The sequence below is a fragment of the Nitrosospira sp. NpAV genome (assembly GCF_000832065.1).
In the GTDB taxonomy this organism is placed as follows: domain Bacteria; phylum Pseudomonadota; class Gammaproteobacteria; order Burkholderiales; family Nitrosomonadaceae; genus Nitrosospira.
This window is the reverse complement of record NZ_JXQM01000013.1, coordinates 12,848-31,658: the sequence shown is the minus strand read 5'-3', so window position 1 is coordinate 31,658 and position 18,811 is coordinate 12,848. Positions and strand designations below refer to the sequence as shown.

The 18,811-nt window shown below is 54.8% G+C and carries 25 protein-coding genes; 8 read left to right on the top strand and 17 right to left on the bottom strand.

The annotated features are described in order from the left end of the window. Positions 1-203: 203 nt before the first annotated feature. Positions 204-551, bottom strand: coding sequence for an RnfH family protein (locus SQ11_RS08740; protein WP_041513782.1), 348 nt, complete (start codon positions 549-551; stop codon positions 204-206). After that, positions 538-975, bottom strand: a complete 438-nt coding sequence (locus SQ11_RS08735; protein ID WP_041513781.1) for a type II toxin-antitoxin system RatA family toxin — start codon at positions 973-975, stop codon at positions 538-540. The genes SQ11_RS08740 and SQ11_RS08735 overlap by 14 nt, the downstream gene beginning before the upstream one ends. A 136-nt stretch (positions 976-1,111) precedes the next feature. On the opposite strand from SQ11_RS08735, the gene smpB reads away from it, so the two are divergent. Both smpB and SQ11_RS08725 read left to right on the top strand, forming a co-directional pair. Beyond that, positions 1,112-1,555, top strand: a complete 444-nt coding sequence (gene smpB, locus SQ11_RS08730) for an SsrA-binding protein SmpB (RefSeq protein ID WP_041513780.1) — start codon at positions 1,112-1,114, stop codon at positions 1,553-1,555. Between the two features lie 80 nt (positions 1,556-1,635). Further along, complete coding sequence (locus SQ11_RS08725; protein ID WP_041513779.1) at positions 1,636-2,646, top strand: COX15/CtaA family protein; 1,011 nt, start codon at positions 1,636-1,638, stop codon at positions 2,644-2,646. Here SQ11_RS08725 and SQ11_RS08720 read toward each other — a convergent pair. The 4 genes from SQ11_RS08720 to SQ11_RS08710 all read right to left on the bottom strand — a co-directional run bounded on the left by SQ11_RS08720 (position 2,627) and on the right by SQ11_RS08710 (position 4,346). Next, on the bottom strand, positions 2,627-2,884 hold the full coding sequence (locus SQ11_RS08720; protein ID WP_041513778.1) for a hypothetical protein: 258 nt from the start codon (positions 2,882-2,884) through the stop codon (positions 2,627-2,629). The genes SQ11_RS08725 and SQ11_RS08720 overlap by 20 nt on opposite strands. A 7-nt stretch (positions 2,885-2,891) precedes the next feature. Then, entirely contained in the window at positions 2,892-3,053 is a 162-nt protein-coding gene (locus SQ11_RS17255; RefSeq protein ID WP_156972451.1) for a hypothetical protein, read from the bottom strand. Positions 3,054-3,082: 29 nt separating this feature from the next. After that, the gene (locus SQ11_RS17250; RefSeq protein ID WP_156972450.1) at positions 3,083-3,340 is read right to left on the bottom strand and encodes a hypothetical protein; all 258 of its coding nucleotides are present in this window, start codon (positions 3,338-3,340) and stop codon (positions 3,083-3,085) included. 115 nt (positions 3,341-3,455) lie between these two features. Further along, positions 3,456-4,346, bottom strand: a complete 891-nt coding sequence (locus SQ11_RS08710) for a LysR family transcriptional regulator (protein WP_041513776.1) — start codon at positions 4,344-4,346, stop codon at positions 3,456-3,458. A gap of 169 nt (positions 4,347-4,515) precedes the next feature. Between SQ11_RS08710 and SQ11_RS08705 the strand changes: the two genes are divergently transcribed. Continuing rightward, positions 4,516-5,412 carry a pirin family protein gene (locus SQ11_RS08705; RefSeq protein WP_052494114.1) on the top strand — a complete coding sequence of 299 codons (897 nt, stop codon included), beginning with the start codon at positions 4,516-4,518 and terminating at the stop codon, positions 5,410-5,412. Between the two features lie 59 nt (positions 5,413-5,471). After that, complete coding sequence (locus tag SQ11_RS08700) at positions 5,472-5,912, top strand: DoxX family protein (protein WP_052494113.1); 441 nt, start codon at positions 5,472-5,474, stop codon at positions 5,910-5,912. Between the two features lie 199 nt (positions 5,913-6,111). On the opposite strand, the gene ccmI is transcribed toward SQ11_RS08700, so the two are convergent. The 9 genes from ccmI to ccmA form a co-directional block, all read right to left on the bottom strand. After that, complete coding sequence (gene ccmI, locus SQ11_RS08695) at positions 6,112-7,437, bottom strand: c-type cytochrome biogenesis protein CcmI (RefSeq protein ID WP_041513775.1); 1,326 nt, start codon at positions 7,435-7,437, stop codon at positions 6,112-6,114. Beyond that, a complete protein-coding gene (locus SQ11_RS08690; RefSeq protein ID WP_232297945.1) occupies positions 7,434-7,985 on the bottom strand; it encodes a cytochrome c-type biogenesis protein in 552 nt (183 codons plus the stop codon). The genes ccmI and SQ11_RS08690 overlap by 4 nt, the downstream gene beginning before the upstream one ends. Further along, positions 7,982-8,506, bottom strand: coding sequence for a DsbE family thiol:disulfide interchange protein (locus tag SQ11_RS08685; RefSeq protein WP_041513774.1), 525 nt, complete (start codon positions 8,504-8,506; stop codon positions 7,982-7,984). The genes SQ11_RS08690 and SQ11_RS08685 overlap by 4 nt, the downstream gene beginning before the upstream one ends. Further along, the gene (locus SQ11_RS08680; RefSeq protein ID WP_041513773.1) at positions 8,503-10,542 is read right to left on the bottom strand and encodes a heme lyase CcmF/NrfE family subunit; all 2,040 of its coding nucleotides are present in this window, start codon (positions 10,540-10,542) and stop codon (positions 8,503-8,505) included. The genes SQ11_RS08685 and SQ11_RS08680 overlap by 4 nt, the downstream gene beginning before the upstream one ends. Before the next feature lie 96 nt (positions 10,543-10,638). Continuing rightward, positions 10,639-11,088, bottom strand: coding sequence for a cytochrome c maturation protein CcmE (ccmE, locus tag SQ11_RS08675; protein WP_041513772.1), 450 nt, complete (start codon positions 11,086-11,088; stop codon positions 10,639-10,641). Further along, entirely contained in the window at positions 11,072-11,236 is a 165-nt protein-coding gene (gene ccmD, locus SQ11_RS16795; RefSeq protein WP_306463973.1) for a heme exporter protein CcmD, read from the bottom strand. The genes ccmE and ccmD overlap by 17 nt, the downstream gene beginning before the upstream one ends. 29 nt (positions 11,237-11,265) lie before the next feature. Next, the gene (ccmC, locus tag SQ11_RS08670) at positions 11,266-12,006 is read right to left on the bottom strand and encodes a heme ABC transporter permease CcmC (RefSeq protein ID WP_041513771.1); all 741 of its coding nucleotides are present in this window, start codon (positions 12,004-12,006) and stop codon (positions 11,266-11,268) included. A 174-nt stretch (positions 12,007-12,180) separates the two neighbouring features. Beyond that, entirely contained in the window at positions 12,181-12,840 is a 660-nt protein-coding gene (ccmB, locus tag SQ11_RS08665; protein ID WP_041513770.1) for a heme exporter protein CcmB, read from the bottom strand. A 1-nt stretch (position 12,841) separates the two neighbouring features. Continuing rightward, positions 12,842-13,462 carry a cytochrome c biogenesis heme-transporting ATPase CcmA gene (gene ccmA / locus SQ11_RS08660; RefSeq protein WP_041513769.1) on the bottom strand — a complete coding sequence of 207 codons (621 nt, stop codon included), beginning with the start codon at positions 13,460-13,462 and terminating at the stop codon, positions 12,842-12,844. 77 nt (positions 13,463-13,539) lie between these two features. Between ccmA and SQ11_RS08655 the strand changes: the two genes are divergently transcribed. Beyond that, entirely contained in the window at positions 13,540-13,737 is a 198-nt protein-coding gene (locus tag SQ11_RS08655; RefSeq protein ID WP_041513768.1) for a hypothetical protein, read from the top strand. Positions 13,738-13,813: 76 nt separating this feature from the next. Here the strand turns inward: SQ11_RS08655 and SQ11_RS08650 are convergent, their stop codons facing one another. After that, complete coding sequence (locus SQ11_RS08650; protein WP_041513767.1) at positions 13,814-14,284, bottom strand: VOC family protein; 471 nt, start codon at positions 14,282-14,284, stop codon at positions 13,814-13,816. A gap of 168 nt (positions 14,285-14,452) precedes the next feature. Further along, positions 14,453-15,394 carry a DUF5996 family protein gene (locus SQ11_RS08645; RefSeq protein ID WP_041513766.1) on the bottom strand — a complete coding sequence of 314 codons (942 nt, stop codon included), beginning with the start codon at positions 15,392-15,394 and terminating at the stop codon, positions 14,453-14,455. 333 nt (positions 15,395-15,727) lie between these two features. Here SQ11_RS08645 and tadA point away from each other — a divergent pair, with 333 nt between their 5' ends. The 3 genes from tadA (at position 15,728) to SQ11_RS08630 (ending at position 18,766) form a co-directional block, all read left to right on the top strand. Continuing rightward, positions 15,728-16,219 (top strand): tRNA adenosine(34) deaminase TadA, encoded by a 492-nt coding sequence (gene tadA, locus SQ11_RS08640; protein WP_041513765.1) that lies wholly within the window; start codon positions 15,728-15,730, stop codon positions 16,217-16,219. Between the two features lie 2 nt (positions 16,220-16,221). Beyond that, positions 16,222-16,740, top strand: a complete 519-nt coding sequence (locus SQ11_RS08635) for a L,D-transpeptidase (RefSeq protein ID WP_052494112.1) — start codon at positions 16,222-16,224, stop codon at positions 16,738-16,740. 346 nt (positions 16,741-17,086) lie between these two features. Continuing rightward, complete coding sequence (locus SQ11_RS08630; RefSeq protein WP_041513764.1) at positions 17,087-18,766, top strand: CTP synthase; 1,680 nt, start codon at positions 17,087-17,089, stop codon at positions 18,764-18,766. Positions 18,767-18,811 lie beyond the last annotated feature (45 nt).

Below are 18,811 nucleotides of genomic sequence, written 5' to 3'. Positions count from 1 at the left end.
TTACGGGGACCCTGATCTTGATGGTTCGTGATCCTGGTGTAGAAGAATCTCCCCATAACCGTGAAAATCGAAGAGTAGGGAAAACCTATTTAAATGGCGGCGTCGATCCGGAAAATGAGTAATCAACCGCCGGATTTAGAGTTATCGAAAGTCATGAGAGAGGGGTGCACCGGAATCGGATAGCTGCATTGTCTGCCCGCCATTTACAGGCGCCCGCTCTTGGATGTATCCATGCCCACCATTCTATTTTTCTTCATTGCCTTGAAATCTTCCGTGCGTTTTCTGCGAGCCTCTCTAGGATCGACGGCCAATGGCCGGTAGATTTCCACACGATCGCGATCACGCAGGATCGCATCGGCTTTGACCAGTTTGCCAAATACGCCCAGCTTGTTTTGCGAGAGGTCAATTTCCGGACATAGGCTGATGATTCCGGAAAGCGCCACTGCTTGCCGCGCAGTGGCGCCAGCCGGCAAACTCAACCGCCGCATAAGCTGATTGTCGGGCAATGCATAAACGACTTCGATCTCTATTGCGCATTCAGGAATGTCCATAGACCGCTTCCGCCCGTGCGATAAATGCTTCCACGAAACTGTTGGCGATAATGAAAAACACCGGCCCTACCAGCTTCTCCAGAAATATGTGCGAGAAGGTGTAGTGTAGGCGGAACTCTATCTTGCAGGCATCTTCCGCCAGAGGGATGAAACGCCAATGGCCATCCAGGTTCTGGAAAGGTCCGTCCAGCAGGGTGATGTTGATCAATTCCGGGGGATACCGGGTATTCTCGGTAGTGAAGCTGTGCTTGATATGATGATAGTTGATCATGACGGTCGCGTGGGTAACGGTTTCGTTCTGATGGCGAACGGATGAACCGCCGCACCACGGCAGAAAATCGGGATACGCTTCGACTGCGTCAACCAGCGCAAACATCTGGCTCGCGGAATAGCCGACCAGAACTGATTTCTCTATATCAGCCATGGAATAAACCTGAATCCGGCATTTGACTGCTCATTTCACACTCATTTATCATCCCGGCGCTATGATCCACCGAGACCCCATTGAAAGCTGTTAAAATACACGAAACCCGCGTGGAACTCACCCTTTTTCTTGCCACATGAGTATCGTTCAGAATAAGAAAGCTTTTCACGATTATTTCATCGAGGAGAAATATGAAACCGGCGTGGTTTTTGAAGGTTGGGAGGTCAAAGCAATCCGCGCGGGACGGGTGCAGATAAAGGAAGCGTACGTCATAATCCGCAACAGTGAATTGTTTCTTATTGGCTGCCATATCAGTCCTTTACCGACGGCATCCACCCATATCCACCCGGACCCGGTCCGTACCCGCAAATTGTTGCTGCACGCGGATGAAATCAAACGGCTCATTGGTAAGGCCGAGCGCGCTGGCTATACTCTGGTGCCGCTGGATATGCACTACAAGGCCGGGAAAATCAAGCTTGAAATAGGGCTGGCCAAAGGCAAGAAACAGCATGACAAACGCGAATCCGAGAAGCAGAAAGAGTGGATGCGTGACAAGCAACGCCTGATGCGCGCGAAATAACCGCCCGCATGCCGCATTCGATCTGTTTCCAGTCAGCCATGAATCATTAACTTCCGCCTATCGCAAATTTCTATTTTATCATGCAAAAACCCATTGCCATCTGGTTGTTGAGCTGCTGCGCGCTGGTATTTGCCATGGTGGTTGTCGGCGGTGTAACGCGGCTTACCCACTCAGGGCTTTCCATCGTCGAGTGGCAACCCATCGTCGGCACGATTCCTCCCCTCAGTCAAAGCGATTGGGAAGTGCTTTTCGAGAAATACCATCAGACACCTCAATACCAAAAAGTCAATCTCGGCATGAGCCTGGAGGAATTCAAGGGCATTTTCTGGTGGGAGTATTTTCACCGGCTGCTTGGACGCGTTATCGGATTGGCCTTCTTCATTCCATTTGTATATTTTCTCGCCCGGAAAGGAATTGACCGGCCATTGGGCCTCAAGCTGACAGGAATTTTCGTGCTGGGTGGATTGCAGGGCGCGATGGGATGGTATATGGTAAAAAGCGGTCTGGTTGATAATCCACATGTCAGTCAATATCGGCTGACAGCCCATCTGGGGCTTGCATTCATTATTTATGCCGCGATGTTCCGGGTGGCGCTAGGGTTGCTTTCTCCTGCCGACATATCGCATGGGAACATAAAGTTGCGAGGTTTGCGCCGCTTCTCCCTGGGACTTACCACACTTATTTTCGTCATGGTTCTATCGGGAGGGTTCGTGGCGGGTATCCATGCGGGGCTGGCCTATAACACCTTTCCATTAATGAACGGCCACATCATTCCACCCGAGATATTCATGCTGGAGCCATGGTATCGCAATTTTTTCGATAACATGGCGACGGTACAATTCGATCATCGCCTGATCGCATGGACATTGGCGATTCTGGTACCCATTTTCTGGTTTAAATCCAAAAATCTGCCGCTTCCCGGTTCGGCCCATCTTGCCTGCAATCTGCTATTGATCATGCTGATGGTGCAGATAAGTCTCGGCATTGCCACTTTGCTGCTGGTTGTTCCGCTACCGCTGGCGGCAGCCCACCAGGCTGGCGCGCTGCTGCTGTTTACCGCCGCCCTTTGGGTCAATCACCAGCTTCGCTAGTTAAAAATGACGAGATAGCCGCCATGCGGCGTTGCTCGTCGTTGCATAGGAAAACTATGCGCCTCCTCGTGCCTTGCCTGGCGCCAATCTCGTCATTTTTAAGGGTTTGCTGGACCGCCATGTGGCGTTGCTCGTCGTTGCATAGGAAAACTATGCGCCTCCTCGCGCCTTGCCTGGCGCCAATCTCGTCATTTTTAAGGGTTTGCTGGACGCCATGTGGCGTTGCTCGTCGTTGCATAGGAAAACTATGCGCCTCCTCGCGCCTCGCCTGGCGCCAATCTCGTCATTTTTAAGGGTTTGCTGGACGCCATGTGGCGTTGCTCGTCGTTGCATAGGAAAACTATGCGCCTCCTCGCGCCTTGCCTGGCGCCAATCTCGTCATTTTTAAGGGTTTGCTGGACCGCCATGTGGCGTTGCTCGTCGTTGCATAGGAAAACTATGCGCCTCCTCGCGCCTTGCCTGGCACCAATCTCGTCATTTTTAAGGGTTCGCTGGACAGCCATGCACGTTGCTCGTCATTGCATAGGAAAACTATACGCCTCCTCGCGCTTTGCCTGGCGCCAATCTCGTCATTTTTAAGGGTTTGCTGGACCGCCATGCGGCGTTGCTCGTCGTTGCATAGGAAAACTATGCGCCTCCTCGCGCCTTGCCTGGCACCAATCTCGTCATTTTTAAGGGTTCGCTGAACAGCCATGCACGTTGCTCGTCATTGCATAGGAAAACTATACGCCTTGGCCATCTCAGGCGGAGGGCCGCCTCCGCAGCCTCCCGATCCGAAGGCGCATGAGTTGACACGACTGCGCACGTTTTTATCTTTGCTTCAATTTTTCCACGAACCACCGGCCCGCCGGCCCGGGCGGCGTATCCTTGCGGTGAATCGCGTACATGGAAAGCCAGGTGCCGGTAACAGAATACGGCTCCAGTTCGATACGAACCAGGGTTCCGCGCGACAGATCGTCCTCGACCATTGGCAGGGGCATATTGCCCCAACCCAAACCCGCCCGTAAAAATGCGTGTTTCGCGCCCAAGTCTGCGAGCCGCCAGGTTTGTGACGCAAGAACGCCGAAAGTGCGCCCGTCCGTCAGAGTGGAACGATCGGTAAGAACAAGCTGCATGTGATTGGCCGCATCGGTTCGGGCAACGGCACCCGCTTGTTTCGCCAATGGGTGAGACGGCGCCGCAACCGTCACCATTTGCACACTCAATAGATAATCGGAAGCGCAGTCTGCCGGCACCTCGGGAACCTGGCCGGTTATCCCGATGCGGCAGCGTCCATCCAGAACGGGCTGCATCACCGCGCCAAGCGCCTCGACATATAGATGCAGCGGCATCGCGGGGAAAGCTTCGTGAAATTCGCCCACCGCCGCGGTCAATGCTGCAATGGGATACATCACATCGACAGCGACGGCCAATTCCGGTTCCAACCCCTCTTCCAGGGTTCGCGCCTTTGCCTTGAATGCGTCCATGCTACTGATGACGACGCGCGCATTCGTGAGCAATGCCTTCCCTGCCTCTGTCAGTTTAGGATAGCGGCCGCTTCGATCAAACAAAGTAAACCCTACTTGCAGTTCCAGATTGGCCAGCGTTTGGCTTACGACCGACTGCGCCCGGCGCAATTTGCGACCGGCAGCCGAAAAACTTCCCTCATCCGCGGCAGCTATGAATGTGCGCAGCTGATCTAAGGACATCGCATCGAGCATCTATCTCTCCTAACGATATGTTGTATCTAAATATATAGTCTTCACAGATATTAATCCAGTATTTAACATGTCACTTCAGAAATACGGAAACACACTCAAGCAATCCAGATACGTGCTCTCGAGATCGAAACACGCATGCTAGAAGGACATAAATCAAGTGGAGAAAAAAATGAATGCAATCGTTGAAGGCACACTCTTTTTCAATAGGAATACCCTTTCCGAGCGGCGTGTGCGTGATCGCACCCAGGGCAGCAACCATGGGGGCTTGACTCGTCTCGTCAGCCCATCCGATCTCGGTAATCTGATCAAGCCTTTTGTGTTTCTCGACTACTTTGACGTGGCGCCAGGTGGACCCCCGATGAACATGCATCCGCATTCTGGCATCGCGACCGTGACTCTGCCGCTGTCAGGAAAGACCGGGTATTACGATAGCACCGGCAAGCAGGGAATACTGTCCGCGGGCGGCGTCGAATGGATGAATGCTGGCGGCGGGGTATGGCATGGCGGTGGCATTGCCGGGGGCGAACGCTTGAAGGGTTATCAACTATGGGTGGCATTGCCCCCGGAAGACGAAAACGGATCAGCGTATAGCCGGTACCTTTCTCCGGAGCAAGTGCCGTCGAGCGGCCCGGCGCGCGTCATTCTCGGCCGGTACGGCCAGGCGGAGAGCCCGATCAGGACTCGCATGCCGATGAATTATCTGCACGTACGCCTGAAGGATGGCGAACGCTGGCACTACCAGCCGCCAGCCGGTCACATCGTCGCCTGGGTTGCTACGCACCGGGGAAAACTACGCACCGCGGACTGGACGCTGCAAAACGAGATTGCTGTATTTGAAGAGTCAAGCCAAGCCATCGATTTCGGCGCGAATGGAGATACCGAATTTATCCTTGGCTCTTCCATCGGGCATCCCCACGAATTGGCCCTGGGTTACTACTCCGTGCACACGAGTTCTGAGGCGCTCGAACGTGGCGAGGCTGAAATCAGAAGGATCGGCCGGCAGATTCAATCTGAGAACCTACTCAATCGAAAACGCCACATTCGGGTTCCTGAGTATTCCGCCTGAAGCCGCCACGTCGTCATATCCGGATCCCTCAATTAATTACTCTTACTTAAGGAGTTGCCATGAACAGCAATGAAAAAGCACTTCCCGCCCTTCCAATGGTCGGTCGCCTGATGATGGCGGCAATCTTCCTGATAAGCGGCTTCGGTAAAGCCGCCGCTCCGCAAATGACCATAGGCTATATCGCGTCGATCGGCTTGCCTTTTCCGGCACTGGTGCTGGCGATCGCCATAGGCGTGGAAATCATTGGCGGCCTCATGCTCGCATTGGGCTACAGGACACGCATTGCCGCACTGGCTTTGGCTACCTTTACCGTGGCCGCGGGTGCATTGTTTCATAACGCCATCGGCGACCAGACCCAATTCATCATGCTGTTGAAGAATATCGCGATAACGGGTGGGCTGCTCCAAGTAGCGGCCTTTGGCGCCGGCGCATTCAGCATTGATACGCGTCGCGGTTACGGCCTGGAAAATATGAAAACCCATTTCCGGCCACAGCCATGAACGGTCTTGGCAGGGAAGAATCCGTGCACCCCAATACGACTTTCAGGGTGCAATGATAATTAAGCGGACGGTAATTGTGGTGGGGTATTGGGGTGGATTATCATCCGGCGCAATGTGCGTTGCTTATTAACGTTCCACGCATTATTGCACCCGATGTTTTGGTATGGATAACTTCTCGGGAATTACGCGGTAGCCCGGGTCAGGGTAACGTCTGATCGATTACCACATCAATCCCCTTGGCACCTACCCTGACGGGTTGGCTCAAGCCTTGCAGATCGCCACTTTGCGGCATGGGAGATCCGGATTTTGAGATTCTGGCACCTACCACCACTTCATCGGGAAAGCTGGATAGCTGCACGCCGGATCTGGCCATCGAGTCGTTCAGCGAGAAAGTCGCTGGCAAGTCCTTGACCTGCAGGCGCAGCGTCGCCAGCGGCGCCCTCGGACCCGCCTTGGCGCGCGCAAAAACATACAAGCTGTCATTGGGAGACGCCTTACCGGCCATGGCGGGGCTCAATGTTACTTTTCCGGAAAGCGTGCCGTCACCCGACGCAGCGGCGCCCGCGGCGGCGGCCTGTCCCGGCTTGTTCCCGGCGGGCGGAGGATTTTGACCTCCCGGCGCCTGCTCCTGTGCCCTTGCCAGTGTGCTGCCTTTTCCTGCAGCCAATGATTTTGCTTCGGCAATACTGTTGCTTACAGACTGTGCCAACTCGGACTCCGGCGGGACGAGTGCCAGTAATTGTTCCCAGTATACGGCCGCCTGGCTGAATCTTTTTTGCTCAAATTCGGCCGTGCCCGCCAATGCCAGCGCCTTGGGATTCTTGGGGTCGAGACGCAACGCCTTATTGATCAGTTCCAGAGGTTGCCCCATCAGGCTTCCATTGTTCGTCATCGCAACAATATCGGCATAATCGGTCAGGAGTTCCGCGTTTTCCGGGACCATGGCCATCACTTTCTCATAGGCAACCTTGGCGTCGGGAAAGCGCTGCATGATTGCATAGGTTCGTCCCAGCATGATCCAGCCTTCCACATCATCCGGCTGTTCCTTGAGGCGTGCGGTCAGGTTCTCCAGTACCGTCGAAAAATTCTGATGACCTCCTTCGTCCGTCATTCCCCCCATGGGCATTTGCTCGGCAGCGGGCTGCGGGGTAAGCGCCCGCGTATTGCCCAGCCAGAGATACAGTGAAACCGCCAGCAGCGGTATTGCCAGTACCACCAGTGCAATGGTCGCGACATTACGGTTGCCGCCGGCCATCAGCGTAGCTGTTGTCATGGATTCTCCGTCGGGAATGTCTTCCAGCATCCGCTGTTGCAGTTCCCGCTTGCTTTGCTCGTATTGCTCGCGTGTCAGAGTATCGCTGCGCAAATCGTTATCGAGTTCGGCCAGCTGATCACGATAGATACTGATATTGGTGGAGTTGCGTGCCGTGCCGGTTTGATGATTTTTCTTTCTCAGCAGCGTAGGAAGCACGAACAGCAGAGCACCGACAATAAAAATGCCGGCTACAACCCAAAATGATGTCATGCGTTGTTACCCTTGCCTTCCTTTAGCAAGGCTTCAGCCTGCTCGCGCTGGTGCTCGGATAGCACCGGGTCTTCAATCTGCCTGCGGCGGCGTTTGAGATAAACCACCAGGAGTACCGCCCCTATTGCCAGAAAAATGAACGGGCCAAACCACAAGAATAGTGTTGTGGATTTAACCGGTGGGCGATAAAGCACGAAATCGCCATACCGGGCGACCAGAAAATCGATAATTTCCTTGTCGCTCTTGTTTGCTCTCATTTGCTCACGGATTTCACGTCGCAGGTCGTTGGCAAAATCCGCCCGTGAACCCGCCAGCGATTCGTTCTGACATACGAGGCAGCGCAGATCTTCAGATAGATGAATCATGCGCCGCTCAATCTCCGGATCCTCCGCCACCGGCGCGGCTTCTTTGGCCCAACTCGAAGGAAGTGCGAGCACCAAGACGAGCAGCAGGAAAATTCTACTTGCCTTGAGAAGTTCGCCCCGCCTTCCGGCGCGGGTTTGGCGGCAGCCCAGGTCCAGCGGACCGGATAGAAACATCAGACTCATCCCTGTAATTCCCTTACCAGTGGCAGAATTTTTGTCTCCAGTGCCTCTACCGTTACCGGGCCAATCTGTTTGTATCGAATAACCCCATTCTTGTCGATCACATAGGTTTCCGGAACGCCATAGACACCATAGTCAATACCCGTTCGCCCTTCCGGGTCGCGGATACTGACCGTATAAGGATCACCGAATTGCCTTAGCCACTGCAAAGCCAGGTCGCGCTCATCCTTGTAGTTCAGGCCGTAGACGGGCACTATCCCTGATTTGGCCAATTCAACCAGCAACGGGTGTTCCTCGCGGCATGAAACACACCATGAGGCCCAAACATTCAAGAGCCATACCTTGCCAAGATTGTCCTTGGATGTAAGCGTCTTTTCCGATTCATGCAATTGCTCCAGCTGGAATTCGGGAGCGGGCTTTCCGATCAACGGCGAAGGCACCTGACGCGGATTGAGGCCCAGACCAATCAGCAGAAAAGCGACCAGTACGATAAATGCTACCAGTGGCAGCAGGAAACGCATCATGCCTTCCTGCCTCCCGGAATCAGAGGCCCAGCCGGCGCTCTTCTGCCGACCGGGAGTTTCTTGCCGGCAACTTTCCTGTCGTCGATCTCTTCACGTTGCTTGCGTATTGCCAGGCGATACCGCCGGTCGGTGACCGCCAACGCGCCTCCGAATGCCATCAGCAAACATCCGAACCAGATCCAATCCACAAATGGCTTATGGTAAACCCGCACCACCCACGCTCCATTTTCCAGCGGTTCACCCAAGGCAACGTAGAGGTCGCGCAATATACCCGTGTCTATCGCGGCCTCGGTCATGGCCATACCCGATGCGGCGTAAACCCGTTTTTCCGGTTCCATGCTGCGAACTTTTTCGCCGTTACGCAATACGTCTATGTCACCCATATCGGACATGTAATTGGGACCTGCCACTTTTTTTGAGCCGTTGAAACGGAACGTGTAGCCGCCGACTTCGACCGTATCGCCGATTTCCATGCGCACGTCTTTTTCGGTTTCATAACCCCCGACCACCGTTACGCCGATAATGAATACCGCTATGCCCAGATGCGCGAAATGCATGCCGTAATAACTGCGCGATTGCGCGGCAAGCTTCGCGAACAGACCTTGCTTGCCGCTGTTTTGCATGCGCTGAAGCAGGCTCACCACTATGCTGGCAATGACCCAGAAAGCCAGCAGTAAACCGAAACTCACCCATGGTTTCCATTCACCCATGACAAACGGCATCAACAGCGCGGTGACGACACTCACGCCAAACGCCCAGCGCAGACGTACCGCCAGCTCAGGCAGGCTTGCCTGCTTCCAGCGCGCAAGCGGACCCACCCCAATCAGGAAAACTGCCGGCGCCATCAGTGGCACGAATACCGCTTCGAAGTAGGGCGGCCCAACCGATATCTTGCCGAGTTCAAGCGCGTCCATCAGCAACGGATAAAGGGTACCCAGAAGAATGCTGCCCGCCGCCACCATCATCAACAGGTTATTGCCAAGCAGCAACGATTCTCTCGATAGCAGCTCAAATTTCCCGCCCAGGCCAATCTTGGGCGCCCGCCAAGCGAATAACAGCAAGGAGGCTCCGATGACAACAACCAGGAATGCCAGGATGAAAATACCGCGCTTGGGGTCGGTTGCAAAGGCATGAACGGATGTCAACACGCCCGAGCGAACCAGGAATGTACCGAGCAGACTCAAGGAAAATGCGCATATTGCCAGCAGCACGGTCCAGCTCTTGAAGCTGCCGCGTTTTTCGGTTACCGCCAGTGAGTGAACCAGCGCGGTTCCTACCAGCCATGGCATGAAGGAGGCATTTTCCACCGGGTCCCAGAACCACCAGCCGCCCCAGCCGAGCTCATAATAGGCCCACCAGCTGCCCAGCATGATGCCGATGGTGAGGAACAGCCATGCGACGGTGGTCCATGGGCGGGACCAGCGCGCCCAGGTTGCATCCATCTGACCGCTCAGCAGCGCAGAAATGGCGAAAGCGAATGCGACGGAGAATCCCACATAGCCCATATAGAGCATGGGCGGATGAAATACCATGCCGGGATCCTGCAGCAGGGGATTAAGATCACTGCCCTCCGGGGCGCCGGGCAGCAGGCGGTCGAAGGGATTGGAAGTAAGGAGCAGGAATAGCAGAAAACCCACGCTGACCAGTCCCATCACACCCAGCACCCGCGCCACCATTTCATTCGGCAGGCGACGGCTGAATACGCTGACGGCAACCGACCAAGCCGACAGCATGAAAACCCACAGCAGCAATGAGCCTTCGTGCGAGCCCCAGGTCGCGGCGAAACGATACTCCAGCGGCAGCTTGGAATTGGAGTTCTGGGCGACGTTCATTACCGAGAAATCGTTGTTGACGAACGAGTAGGCCAGGCAAAAGAATGCGATGGCGATAAACACAAACTGGCCCTGAACCACGGGCCGGGCCAGCGCAATCCATGAGGGAATGCCGCGGGCCGCACCAATAACAGGCAGGGTACCTTGTATCAGCGCCAGCAGCAGCGCGAGGATCAGAGCGAAATTACCGAGTTCTGGGATCATGGTGAGTTATGGATTATAAGTTGGAGAATCGGACTTATGGCCATGGTCGGCCTGTTTGCATCAGGGAGAAAATTTTATCGCCTCGCGAGCTGGCGGTTATTGCACCAGCACCGTTTTTCGTGCCTTATCTGCTTGTTCCAGGGCGCTTGCCGCTTCCGGCGGCATGTAGTTTTCATCGTGCTTGGCAAGTACCTCGTCCGCGCGGAAAACGCCGTTTTCAGCCAGTTTTCCCTGGGCGACAACACCTTTGCCTTCTTTGAACAGGTCGGGAAGAATACCTGTATAGACTACCGGAATCACTTTCGCGGTGTCGGTCACGACGAAATTCACCGTCACGCCATCGGCCTGACGCCTGACGCTGCCTTCTTCGACCAGGCCGCCGATGCGAAAGCTCCTGCCCACAGGAGCTTCGTTGGCCGCCACCTGGGTGGGGCTGAAGAAAAATACCAGATTGCTTTGAAACGCATTCAATACCAGTATGGAAGCAACACCCAGCGCAGTCACGCCGGACGCGATTATTGCCAATTTTTTATGACGCGGTTTCATTTGTTTTCTCTTGTTTAGTTGACTGATGAATCAGACTGAGATGCCGGAGCAAAGTTCGCTTGCGGTTAAAAACAAGAATAATCTCTCCAACTATGCAAATAAGCGCCACCAGATAGGACCCCCACACGTAGAATCCATATCCGCCCATATCCAGAAAATCCGACACGCTGGCCCAGTTCACCGCGCGGCCCCTTGCAACTCACCTACCCACACGGTGTGACGTTCACGTTCCAGGATAACGGCCCGCGTGCGTATCAGCACGACGGCAATCGCGTACATCCAGCATGCGAGCGACATGATCAGCATGCCGGTCAGCATGGTGGTGGCCATTTTGGGAGATTGAGTAATGCTTACGGAGGCACCCTGATGCAGGGTATTCCACCATTTTACCGAGAAATAAATGATGGGTATATTCACCACGCCCACCAGAGCAATCATCGCCCCGGCTTTGTCGGCGCGACGCGGATCGTCGATTGCCGCCTGCAGTGACATGAAGCCGATGTAAAGGAATAACAGAATCAGTTCCGAAGTGAGCCGCGCATCCCATACCCACCATGTTCCCCACATGGGCTTGCCCCACAGCGCACCGGTCCACAATGCCAGAAAGGTGAACATTGCCCCGGTCGGCGCAATGGCCGTGGCGATCATGGAAGAAAGCCGCGTATTGAAGGCAAGGCCAATGCCGGACCACATCGCCATCACCACATAAAGGAACATGGACATCCAGGCGGCGGGAACATGGATGAAAATGATGCGATAAGCCTCACCCTGTTGAAAATCGGTGGGGGCCACAAAGAAGCCGATATAAAGCCCTGCCGCGCATAATAATATTGCGGCAATGGAAAACAGCGGGATCATTTTACCGGCAAGAAAATAGAAACTTGCCGGAGAAGAATATTTGAACCAGTTTATCGCCATGTTAAAAAATACTAATTCCGTATCCTAGGTTTTGCGCTTCAGGTGCGTAACTCGCAATTTTAAACTAAAAACCTCGAATTCAGAATTGGTTTCTTTAGGAACTCCCTGAATAAGTCCTTGCGGGTCTCCGCGGGTGCCGGCAACCCGATGTGATGAGTATTTCCCGAGAGTCCTTTACTCCATTGAAATTCTTAGCGACAGAGCCGCCGTCCATGGCGCCAATACCAGGGATGCCAGCAGGAAGGCCCCCAGCAGCGACATATGCGCGCCAGCTCCCAAGCCGGCGGTGCTTGCCTCTACCGCGCCCGCGCCAAAAATCAATACAGGAATATAGAGTGGCAATACCAGCAGCGAAACCAGTACGCCGCCGCCACGCAATCCCAAGGTGAGCGCCGCGCCGATTGCGCCAATCAGGCTTAGCACCGGCGTTCCCAGCAGCAGCGAGGCGGTCAGCACCAGCAGCGCGTCTCCGGGCAGGTCATACTGGATACCCAGCACGGGCGCCATCAGCACCAGCGGCACACCCGTTACCAGCCAGTGGGCCAAGGCCTTGCCCAGTACCAGGAGAGGGAGCGACTGGGGCGAGAGCAGCATCTGTTCCAGCGTGCCATCCAGATGGTCGCTGGCAAACATCCGTCCCAGCGATAACATCGAGGCCAGCAGCGCGGCCACCCATACCACACCCGGCGCCATGATCCGGAGCATGGCCATCTCCGGCCCCACGCCGAGGGGGAAGAGGCTCACGACGATGACGAAAAAAAACAGCGTGGTCAGGACATCCGACCGCCGCCGCATCGCAAGCAGAAGGTCACGCTGTATTATCCAAAGAAACATATCAGGCGAGCTGCAAGCGCTGGGTTGTAAGGGCGGCTATCTCGATCTCCTGGTGGGTTGTCATCACGATCATGCCACCGTGTTCCAGATGCTGTTCCATCAGGCCTTGCATCAGCTTCACGGCGGTGGTGTCGAGCGCCGTCAAGGGTTCATCCAGTATCCATAACACGGTCCCGCATACCAACAGGCGCGCCAGCGTGACCCTGCGCCGCTGTCCTTGCGACAATACCTTGGCCGGCAATAATTCGCGCCCCCCCAGCCCCATGTGCTGCAACGCGTCATGGGCTTTACGCTCATCGATTTCGACACCTCCCAGCGCACTGGAAATGCGCAGGTTCTCAATGGCGGTCAGATCGTCCTTGACGCCACCCAAATGCCCGAGATAGCTCATTGCCCCGTAATAATCACTCCCCAGAGTGCGAATTTCAGTGCCATTCCAACGGATTTCGCCATGGGCGGGCGCCGCCAGCCCGCACAGCATGCGCAGAAGACTGGTTTTGCCACTGCCATTGGGCCCCTGAACCTGCATCAATCCGCCTGCTTCGAGCGAGAAATTGACGTCACGGAATAATCGGCGGTCGCCGCGCACACATTCCAGTTGGTTTCCTTCCAGCGTTGGCATTTGTCGAAGGCAAAAAAAGCGGGATTATAGCGTATTGGGAAGCAGTGAGGCGCAGGGTGCAATAAACGTGGCAAGGGATGGGCGCCATACGCGCAGCATATCGTATTGCGCCGCATGTCTGGCAATATCATCCCATGGATGATGAAGGCGTGACGTTGTCATATCCGGCGCGCCGCTTCTCCCGGCGAATCCATGTGCGGGGTGAGCGAGTCGTCACCTTGCCGTTGCGGCAGATTGACAATGCGCAGGTATGTGCCGCCCGGATGCCGATATGACGATAATCAGGCAGGGGAAATATATATTGGGAATCGGTGTGCAGCGCAATGGGCTGCGCTTATTGGCGTCTATATTTTACGTGCTTTGTTTGCACGCTGACTCGGCGCGCCGCCTGATTTCATCCGGGGAGACATCTTCCTTGTGAGTTGCGATGAACCAGATATGCCCAAAGGGGTCTTGCAGCGTACCCATCCGGTCACCATAAAATTGATCTTGCACGGGCCTGACGACCTTGGCGCCCGCGTCAACGGCCCGGGCAAAAAGCGCGTCAACATTTTCCACGTACAGATGCAGACCCACAGATGTGCCGCCGGATGATTGCGGGTTCCGGAATGCACCTTCCGTACCGCAATCGTCAGCCATCATGATGCGGGAATCGCCAATTTTGATTTCGGTGTGCCCGATCTTGCCGTCAGGCAAAGCGACTTTGAGTAATTCCGTTGCGCCAAATGCCCGCTTGTAAAACTCAATAGCCTCAGCCGCACCCTTGATCAGCAGATACGGGGTCACGGCGTGGTAATCATCGGGGATGGGTTTGGTGGTCATATCTGTGTTCCTTTTGAGTGAAGTTGGACAAAATTGTCCTGATCTGAATAAGATGCTTTCTCGATACCCTACCTGTTTCTTAACCTTGCCAGATGCTTATCAGGCGCTTCCTCCCATTAGCCGCTGGATAAGACAGGTGGACGCATATCCGGTCCACAGCGTTTTTTGTCATGTTTGGGTAATCTTTCGTTCCAGCGCGGGGCGATCCCAATTCGCCAGCGTAGCGGCAGCATCGTAAGTGGTCTGGAGAAAGAGGAGGAGCACTTGCCGCGGGTTTTCGGCTGTTCGTACCGCTTCGTACGGAAGAATAAAGAAACCGAGCTTGTCATGGAAATAGGCCGCCTCTGGTTGAACGGGATATTTATCGAAACCGGCGGGAGAGGGGTAAGCATAAGCATAGAAAGCGGCCTCTCCTAAGCCCATTCCGGGCCAAAATCCCGCGCTCGATACTTCATGCGAATACGCGTCTTGGGTTACCCGGACAGCGACATTGGGTGCGCCTCCAGGATGCTTCGGCGCGGTTCGCCCGGAAAACCGGGTGACAGCCAGATCAATTCCTCCCCAGAAGAAATGCACCGGGCTCACCTTGCCTATGAAGCGGGCGCGGAAATCCTTAAAGATACAATCGGCATGCACGAGCGCATGCCAGAAACGGGAAACGATCTCAGCATCGTAGCTCGCATGCTGATGATCCTGCTCGAACGGGATTGCGACTTCCACTTCAACCGGCCGGGCGAGGATCTTGATCTCGATCCCCAGTTCGCCGAGTGCTCGCATGGTTTTGCGGTAGAAGCTGGCGACCGACATAGGCTCAAGAGCGAACGACTGATCGGTTCCCGAGGACGTGGTGATCCGCAGCATGTGGGTGATAAAATCGAAGTCGATTGCAAACGTGAGCATTCCGTAAGGAATGGGCGAGGTAGTAAGGCCGCGCGTGGTAACATAAAATGTGGATCCCCAGCAGTGGTTGATGTCTGGTGAAAGCGACAACCGGATTTTGCCGATGACCTGTATCCACATATGGAGAGTGGTGCAGGTGTCCTGCCAATCCTCCAGCGGAGGCAGCTTGGGCCAATCGCTGCGAGCGTCGACTGCATAATGGGCTGCCATAGTCATTCTCTCCTGTGTCGGCAAGCGCAGCACGGTGGTCTTTGCGTAGTGAGGGTATCGCGTGTACGGCGTTACCTCACCTGGATTCGCTCGCGTGGATCTAGGGAATCCCCGAGCAAGTGGTGGTCACGTTGCTGGAAAATCGGCACCTATTCAGTGATTTTGGATCCTAGAAAGGTCATTTAGGATTTCGCCTCCTTAAATGGTATAACCACTCATATCATTTCTAGGTCGAATTGTTATAAATAGCAAGGCACTTAATTAAATCGGGCAGGATCGACACACCAGCCACGGGTACAAAACCAGTAATGAGCATTTCGTCACGATCGATAAATGAATACATCCCAACCGTCGGATATTGACTTCATGCGTTCGGCCCTCGAGCTTGCGGAACAGGCACAAAATGCGGGCGAGGTGCCGGTGGGTGCCGTGGTGGTGAAGAATGGGACGATTATCGGACGGGGTTACAACCGTCCGATCACGACAGCCGACCCGACTGCCCATGCGGAGGTAATGGCGATGCGCGATGCGGCACAGCATCTGGGTAATTACCGATTGGCGGAGTGTACCCTTTACGTGACGCTGGAACCTTGCGCCATGTGCGTGGGAGCGATTTTTCATGCGCGTATTGCACGGCTGGTGTATGGTGCGCCAGACCCCAAAACGGGCGCATGCGGCAGCGTGATCGATCTGCCGAAAGAGGGCCGGCTTAATCATCATATGCAGGTAATTGGCAATGTGCTGGCGGAGGAGGGGGGTGGTAGGTTAAAACAGTTCTTTGCGGGACGGCGCAAAGTGACAGCGAATGGCGGTGAAACGGGATAAGGATGAGAATCGTAATCAATGTTCCGCCTCAGGAACTGGATTTATATGACGATAACGAGAATGTTATACGGCACTACCGTATTTCCTCCGCGAGAAACGGGGTAGGGCAGATAAACGGTAGCTTCCGCACGCCACTGGGAAAACACATCGTTCGCGCCAAAATCGGCGCGGATCAACCGGTCAATACGGTATTCGTGAGACGGCGGCCCACCGGTGAAATTTACACGCCGGAACTGGGCGCCAGCTTTCCTGGCCGTGACTGGATTTTAACGCGTATTCTGTGGCTTTCCGGCTGCGAGCCCGGCTTCAATCGCCTGGGGGCGGTGGATACCATGCGCCGTTATATCTACATCCATGGCAGCCCGGATAGCGTGGAAATGGGCAAGCCTGGTTCCATCGGCTGCATTCGCATGCGCAACCAGGATTTGCTGGAATTGTTCGATCTGGTGAGCCCGGGAACCGCAGTGGATATCAAGGCTGATACCGCTGATGCCTTTATGGCTGCCGCTGATCTTGAGTGAGAGATAAAGGGAGCGCCGGTCGATAAGGACGATCGCGAGCCAAAGAATAAAGCCCACGTAACCCGGTATTTTGATGGGTTACGCTACATTTTCCATCCTATCCAACCTGACGAGCCAGCGGTCTGCGGCCCTATATGCCGCATTGCGCCCATACCTGGCCACCGCCACTACCACAAAACTGCAACGAACCTTTCGTCAATGTACTTTCTGTCATAAATGACGGGTATAAAGGATGAGGTTAAGTGATGAATGGGCGTCATCGGAGGATTCTTTGTGAGGGAGAAAACCCGCTTTACTATGCCGGTTAATTTGTTCGGGCAGGCCTTTTCGGGTATCATTAGCAGCCATGACAAAGTATGTATTTGTGACCGGTGGCGTGGTGTCTTCTCTCGGGAAAGGCATCGCGGGCGCCTCCCTGGCAGCTGTCCTCGAAACCCGTGGCATCAAGGTTACCTTGCTTAAGCTGGATCCCTATATCAACGTGGATCCCGGCACCATGAGTCCATTCCAGCACGGTGAAGTGTTTGTCACTGAGGATGGAGCGGAAACCGATCTCGACCTGGGACACTATGAGCGCTTTATCAGCGCCAGGATGAGCCGACGCAACAATTTCACGACCGGCCAGATTTATGAAAGCGTGATCAAGAAGGAGCGGCGCGGCGACTACCTGGGCGGTACCGTGCAGGTTATTCCGCACATCACCGACGAAATCAAGCGGCATATCCGGGCAGGCGCGGGCGATGCCCAGGTTGCTATCGTCGAGATTGGCGGCACGGTTGGCGACATCGAATCCCTGCCCTTCCTTGAAGCCATTCGGCAGATGGCGGTGCAACTTCCGCGCGAGGACACCTGTTTTATTCATCTCACCTTGCTTCCCTATATCACTTCGGCAGGAGAACTCAAAACCAAGCCGACCCAGCATTCGGTGAAGGAATTGCGCGAGATCGGCATCCAGCCGGATGTATTGCTGTGCCGTGCCGACCGTGAATTACCGGCGGATGAACGCCGGAAAATTGCATTGTTCACCAATGTGCGGGAAGAAGCCGTGATTTCAGCGGTGGACGCGGACAGCATCTACAAAATTCCTACGTTGCTGCACGAGCAGATGCTGGATGAAATTGTTTGCCACAAGCTGAGTCTTCTGGCAAAAGCGGCCGATTTGAGCGTCTGGAAGAAGCTGGTGCATGCGCTGGAACATCCTGAGCGCACGATAGAAATCGCCCTGGTGGGAAAATATGTGGATTTGACCGAGTCGTATAAATCCCTATCGGAAGCGTTGATTCATGCCGGAATTCATACCCGCAGCAAAATCAAGATCCACTACACGGATTCGGAAAATATCGAGAAACGGGGAATTGATTGTCTCGCCGGCATGGATGCGATACTGGTTCCCGGTGGATTCGGCAAGCGCGGGGTAGAGGGCAAGATCATGGCCATCCGCCACGCGCGTGAAAATCGTATTCCTTATCTCGGCATCTGCCTGGGCATGCAGCTGGCGGTGATCGAATACGCCCGCAACAAGGCCGGCATGGAAGGTGCGCACAGCACCGAATTTAATCCCGATACACCTTATCCCGTGATTGCCCTCACCACCGAATGGCATACGCGTGAGGGTCAGAGGGAAGTCCGCGACGCCCAATCGGATCTTGGCGGCAGCATGCGGCTGGGCGGGCAGGAATGCCTGCTGAAAGACGGATCGCTGGTACGGAAAATTTATGGGGCGGACAAAATCATAGAACGGCATCGCCATCGTTATGAAGTCAACAATGAGTATATTCCCCGGCTGGAGCAGGCAGGGTTGCACATAAGCGCCGTGTCGGCGGGAGAAGGCTTATGCGAAATGGTCGAGTTGCCGCAAACTGAGCATCCCTGGTTTGTCGCCTGCCAATTCCACCCTGAATTTACCTCCACGCCCAAATCGGGCCATCCATTGTTCACGGCATTTATCAAAGCAGCCATTGATTTCGCGGAAAAGCCTGCTGCATCCGAGGCAGTGGTTTCCGGCAAAATAAAAAATATCGCTTAAGCGCGAGCGAGCTGTGAAAGAAGCCAATGATGGGTTGCGCTTCGC

Bases quoted from the DNA above. Each gene is read 5' to 3' on its own strand.
- SQ11_RS17250 (WP_156972450.1), bottom strand. From the start codon at position 3,340: ATGGCTGTTCAGCGAACCCTTAAAAATGACGAGATTGGTGCCAGGCAA.
- ccmE (WP_041513772.1), bottom strand. From the start codon at position 11,088: ATGAAACCGCGTCATAAAAAATTGGCAATAATCGCGTCCGGCGTGACT.
- SQ11_RS08700 (WP_052494113.1), top strand. From the start codon at position 5,472: ATGAACAGCAATGAAAAAGCACTTCCCGCCCTTCCAATGGTCGGTCGC.
- SQ11_RS08635 (WP_052494112.1), top strand. From the start codon at position 16,222: ATGAGAATCGTAATCAATGTTCCGCCTCAGGAACTGGATTTATATGAC.
- ccmA (WP_041513769.1), bottom strand. From the start codon at position 13,462: ATGCCAACGCTGGAAGGAAACCAACTGGAATGTGTGCGCGGCGACCGC.
- SQ11_RS08710 (WP_041513776.1), bottom strand. From the start codon at position 4,346: ATGCTCGATGCGATGTCCTTAGATCAGCTGCGCACATTCATAGCTGCC.
- ccmC (WP_041513771.1), bottom strand. From the start codon at position 12,006: ATGGCGATAAACTGGTTCAAATATTCTTCTCCGGCAAGTTTCTATTTT.
- SQ11_RS08645 (WP_041513766.1), bottom strand. From the start codon at position 15,394: ATGGCAGCCCATTATGCAGTCGACGCTCGCAGCGATTGGCCCAAGCTG.
- SQ11_RS08630 (WP_041513764.1), top strand. From the start codon at position 17,087: ATGACAAAGTATGTATTTGTGACCGGTGGCGTGGTGTCTTCTCTCGGG.
- SQ11_RS08650 (WP_041513767.1), bottom strand. From the start codon at position 14,284: ATGACCACCAAACCCATCCCCGATGATTACCACGCCGTGACCCCGTAT.
- SQ11_RS08740 (WP_041513782.1), bottom strand. From the start codon at position 551: ATGGACATTCCTGAATGCGCAATAGAGATCGAAGTCGTTTATGCATTG.
- SQ11_RS08685 (WP_041513774.1), bottom strand. From the start codon at position 8,506: ATGATGCGTTTCCTGCTGCCACTGGTAGCATTTATCGTACTGGTCGCT.
- SQ11_RS17255 (WP_156972451.1), bottom strand. From the start codon at position 3,053: ATGGCGGTCCAGCAAACCCTTAAAAATGACGAGATTGGCGCCAGGCAA.
- ccmB (WP_041513770.1), bottom strand. From the start codon at position 12,840: ATGTTTCTTTGGATAATACAGCGTGACCTTCTGCTTGCGATGCGGCGG.
- smpB (WP_041513780.1), top strand. From the start codon at position 1,112: ATGAGTATCGTTCAGAATAAGAAAGCTTTTCACGATTATTTCATCGAG.
- SQ11_RS08735 (WP_041513781.1), bottom strand. From the start codon at position 975: ATGGCTGATATAGAGAAATCAGTTCTGGTCGGCTATTCCGCGAGCCAG.
- SQ11_RS08680 (WP_041513773.1), bottom strand. From the start codon at position 10,542: ATGATCCCAGAACTCGGTAATTTCGCTCTGATCCTCGCGCTGCTGCTG.
- SQ11_RS08690 (WP_232297945.1), bottom strand. From the start codon at position 7,985: ATGAGTCTGATGTTTCTATCCGGTCCGCTGGACCTGGGCTGCCGCCAA.
- ccmI (WP_041513775.1), bottom strand. From the start codon at position 7,437: ATGACATCATTTTGGGTTGTAGCCGGCATTTTTATTGTCGGTGCTCTG.
- SQ11_RS08725 (WP_041513779.1), top strand. From the start codon at position 1,636: ATGCAAAAACCCATTGCCATCTGGTTGTTGAGCTGCTGCGCGCTGGTA.
- ccmD (WP_306463973.1), bottom strand. From the start codon at position 11,236: ATGGGCGGATATGGATTCTACGTGTGGGGGTCCTATCTGGTGGCGCTT.
- SQ11_RS08720 (WP_041513778.1), bottom strand. From the start codon at position 2,884: ATGCAACGACGAGCAACGCCACATGGCGTCCAGCAAACCCTTAAAAAT.
- SQ11_RS08705 (WP_052494114.1), top strand. From the start codon at position 4,516: ATGAATGCAATCGTTGAAGGCACACTCTTTTTCAATAGGAATACCCTT.
- tadA (WP_041513765.1), top strand. From the start codon at position 15,728: ATGAATACATCCCAACCGTCGGATATTGACTTCATGCGTTCGGCCCTC.
- SQ11_RS08655 (WP_041513768.1), top strand. From the start codon at position 13,540: ATGGGCGCCATACGCGCAGCATATCGTATTGCGCCGCATGTCTGGCAA.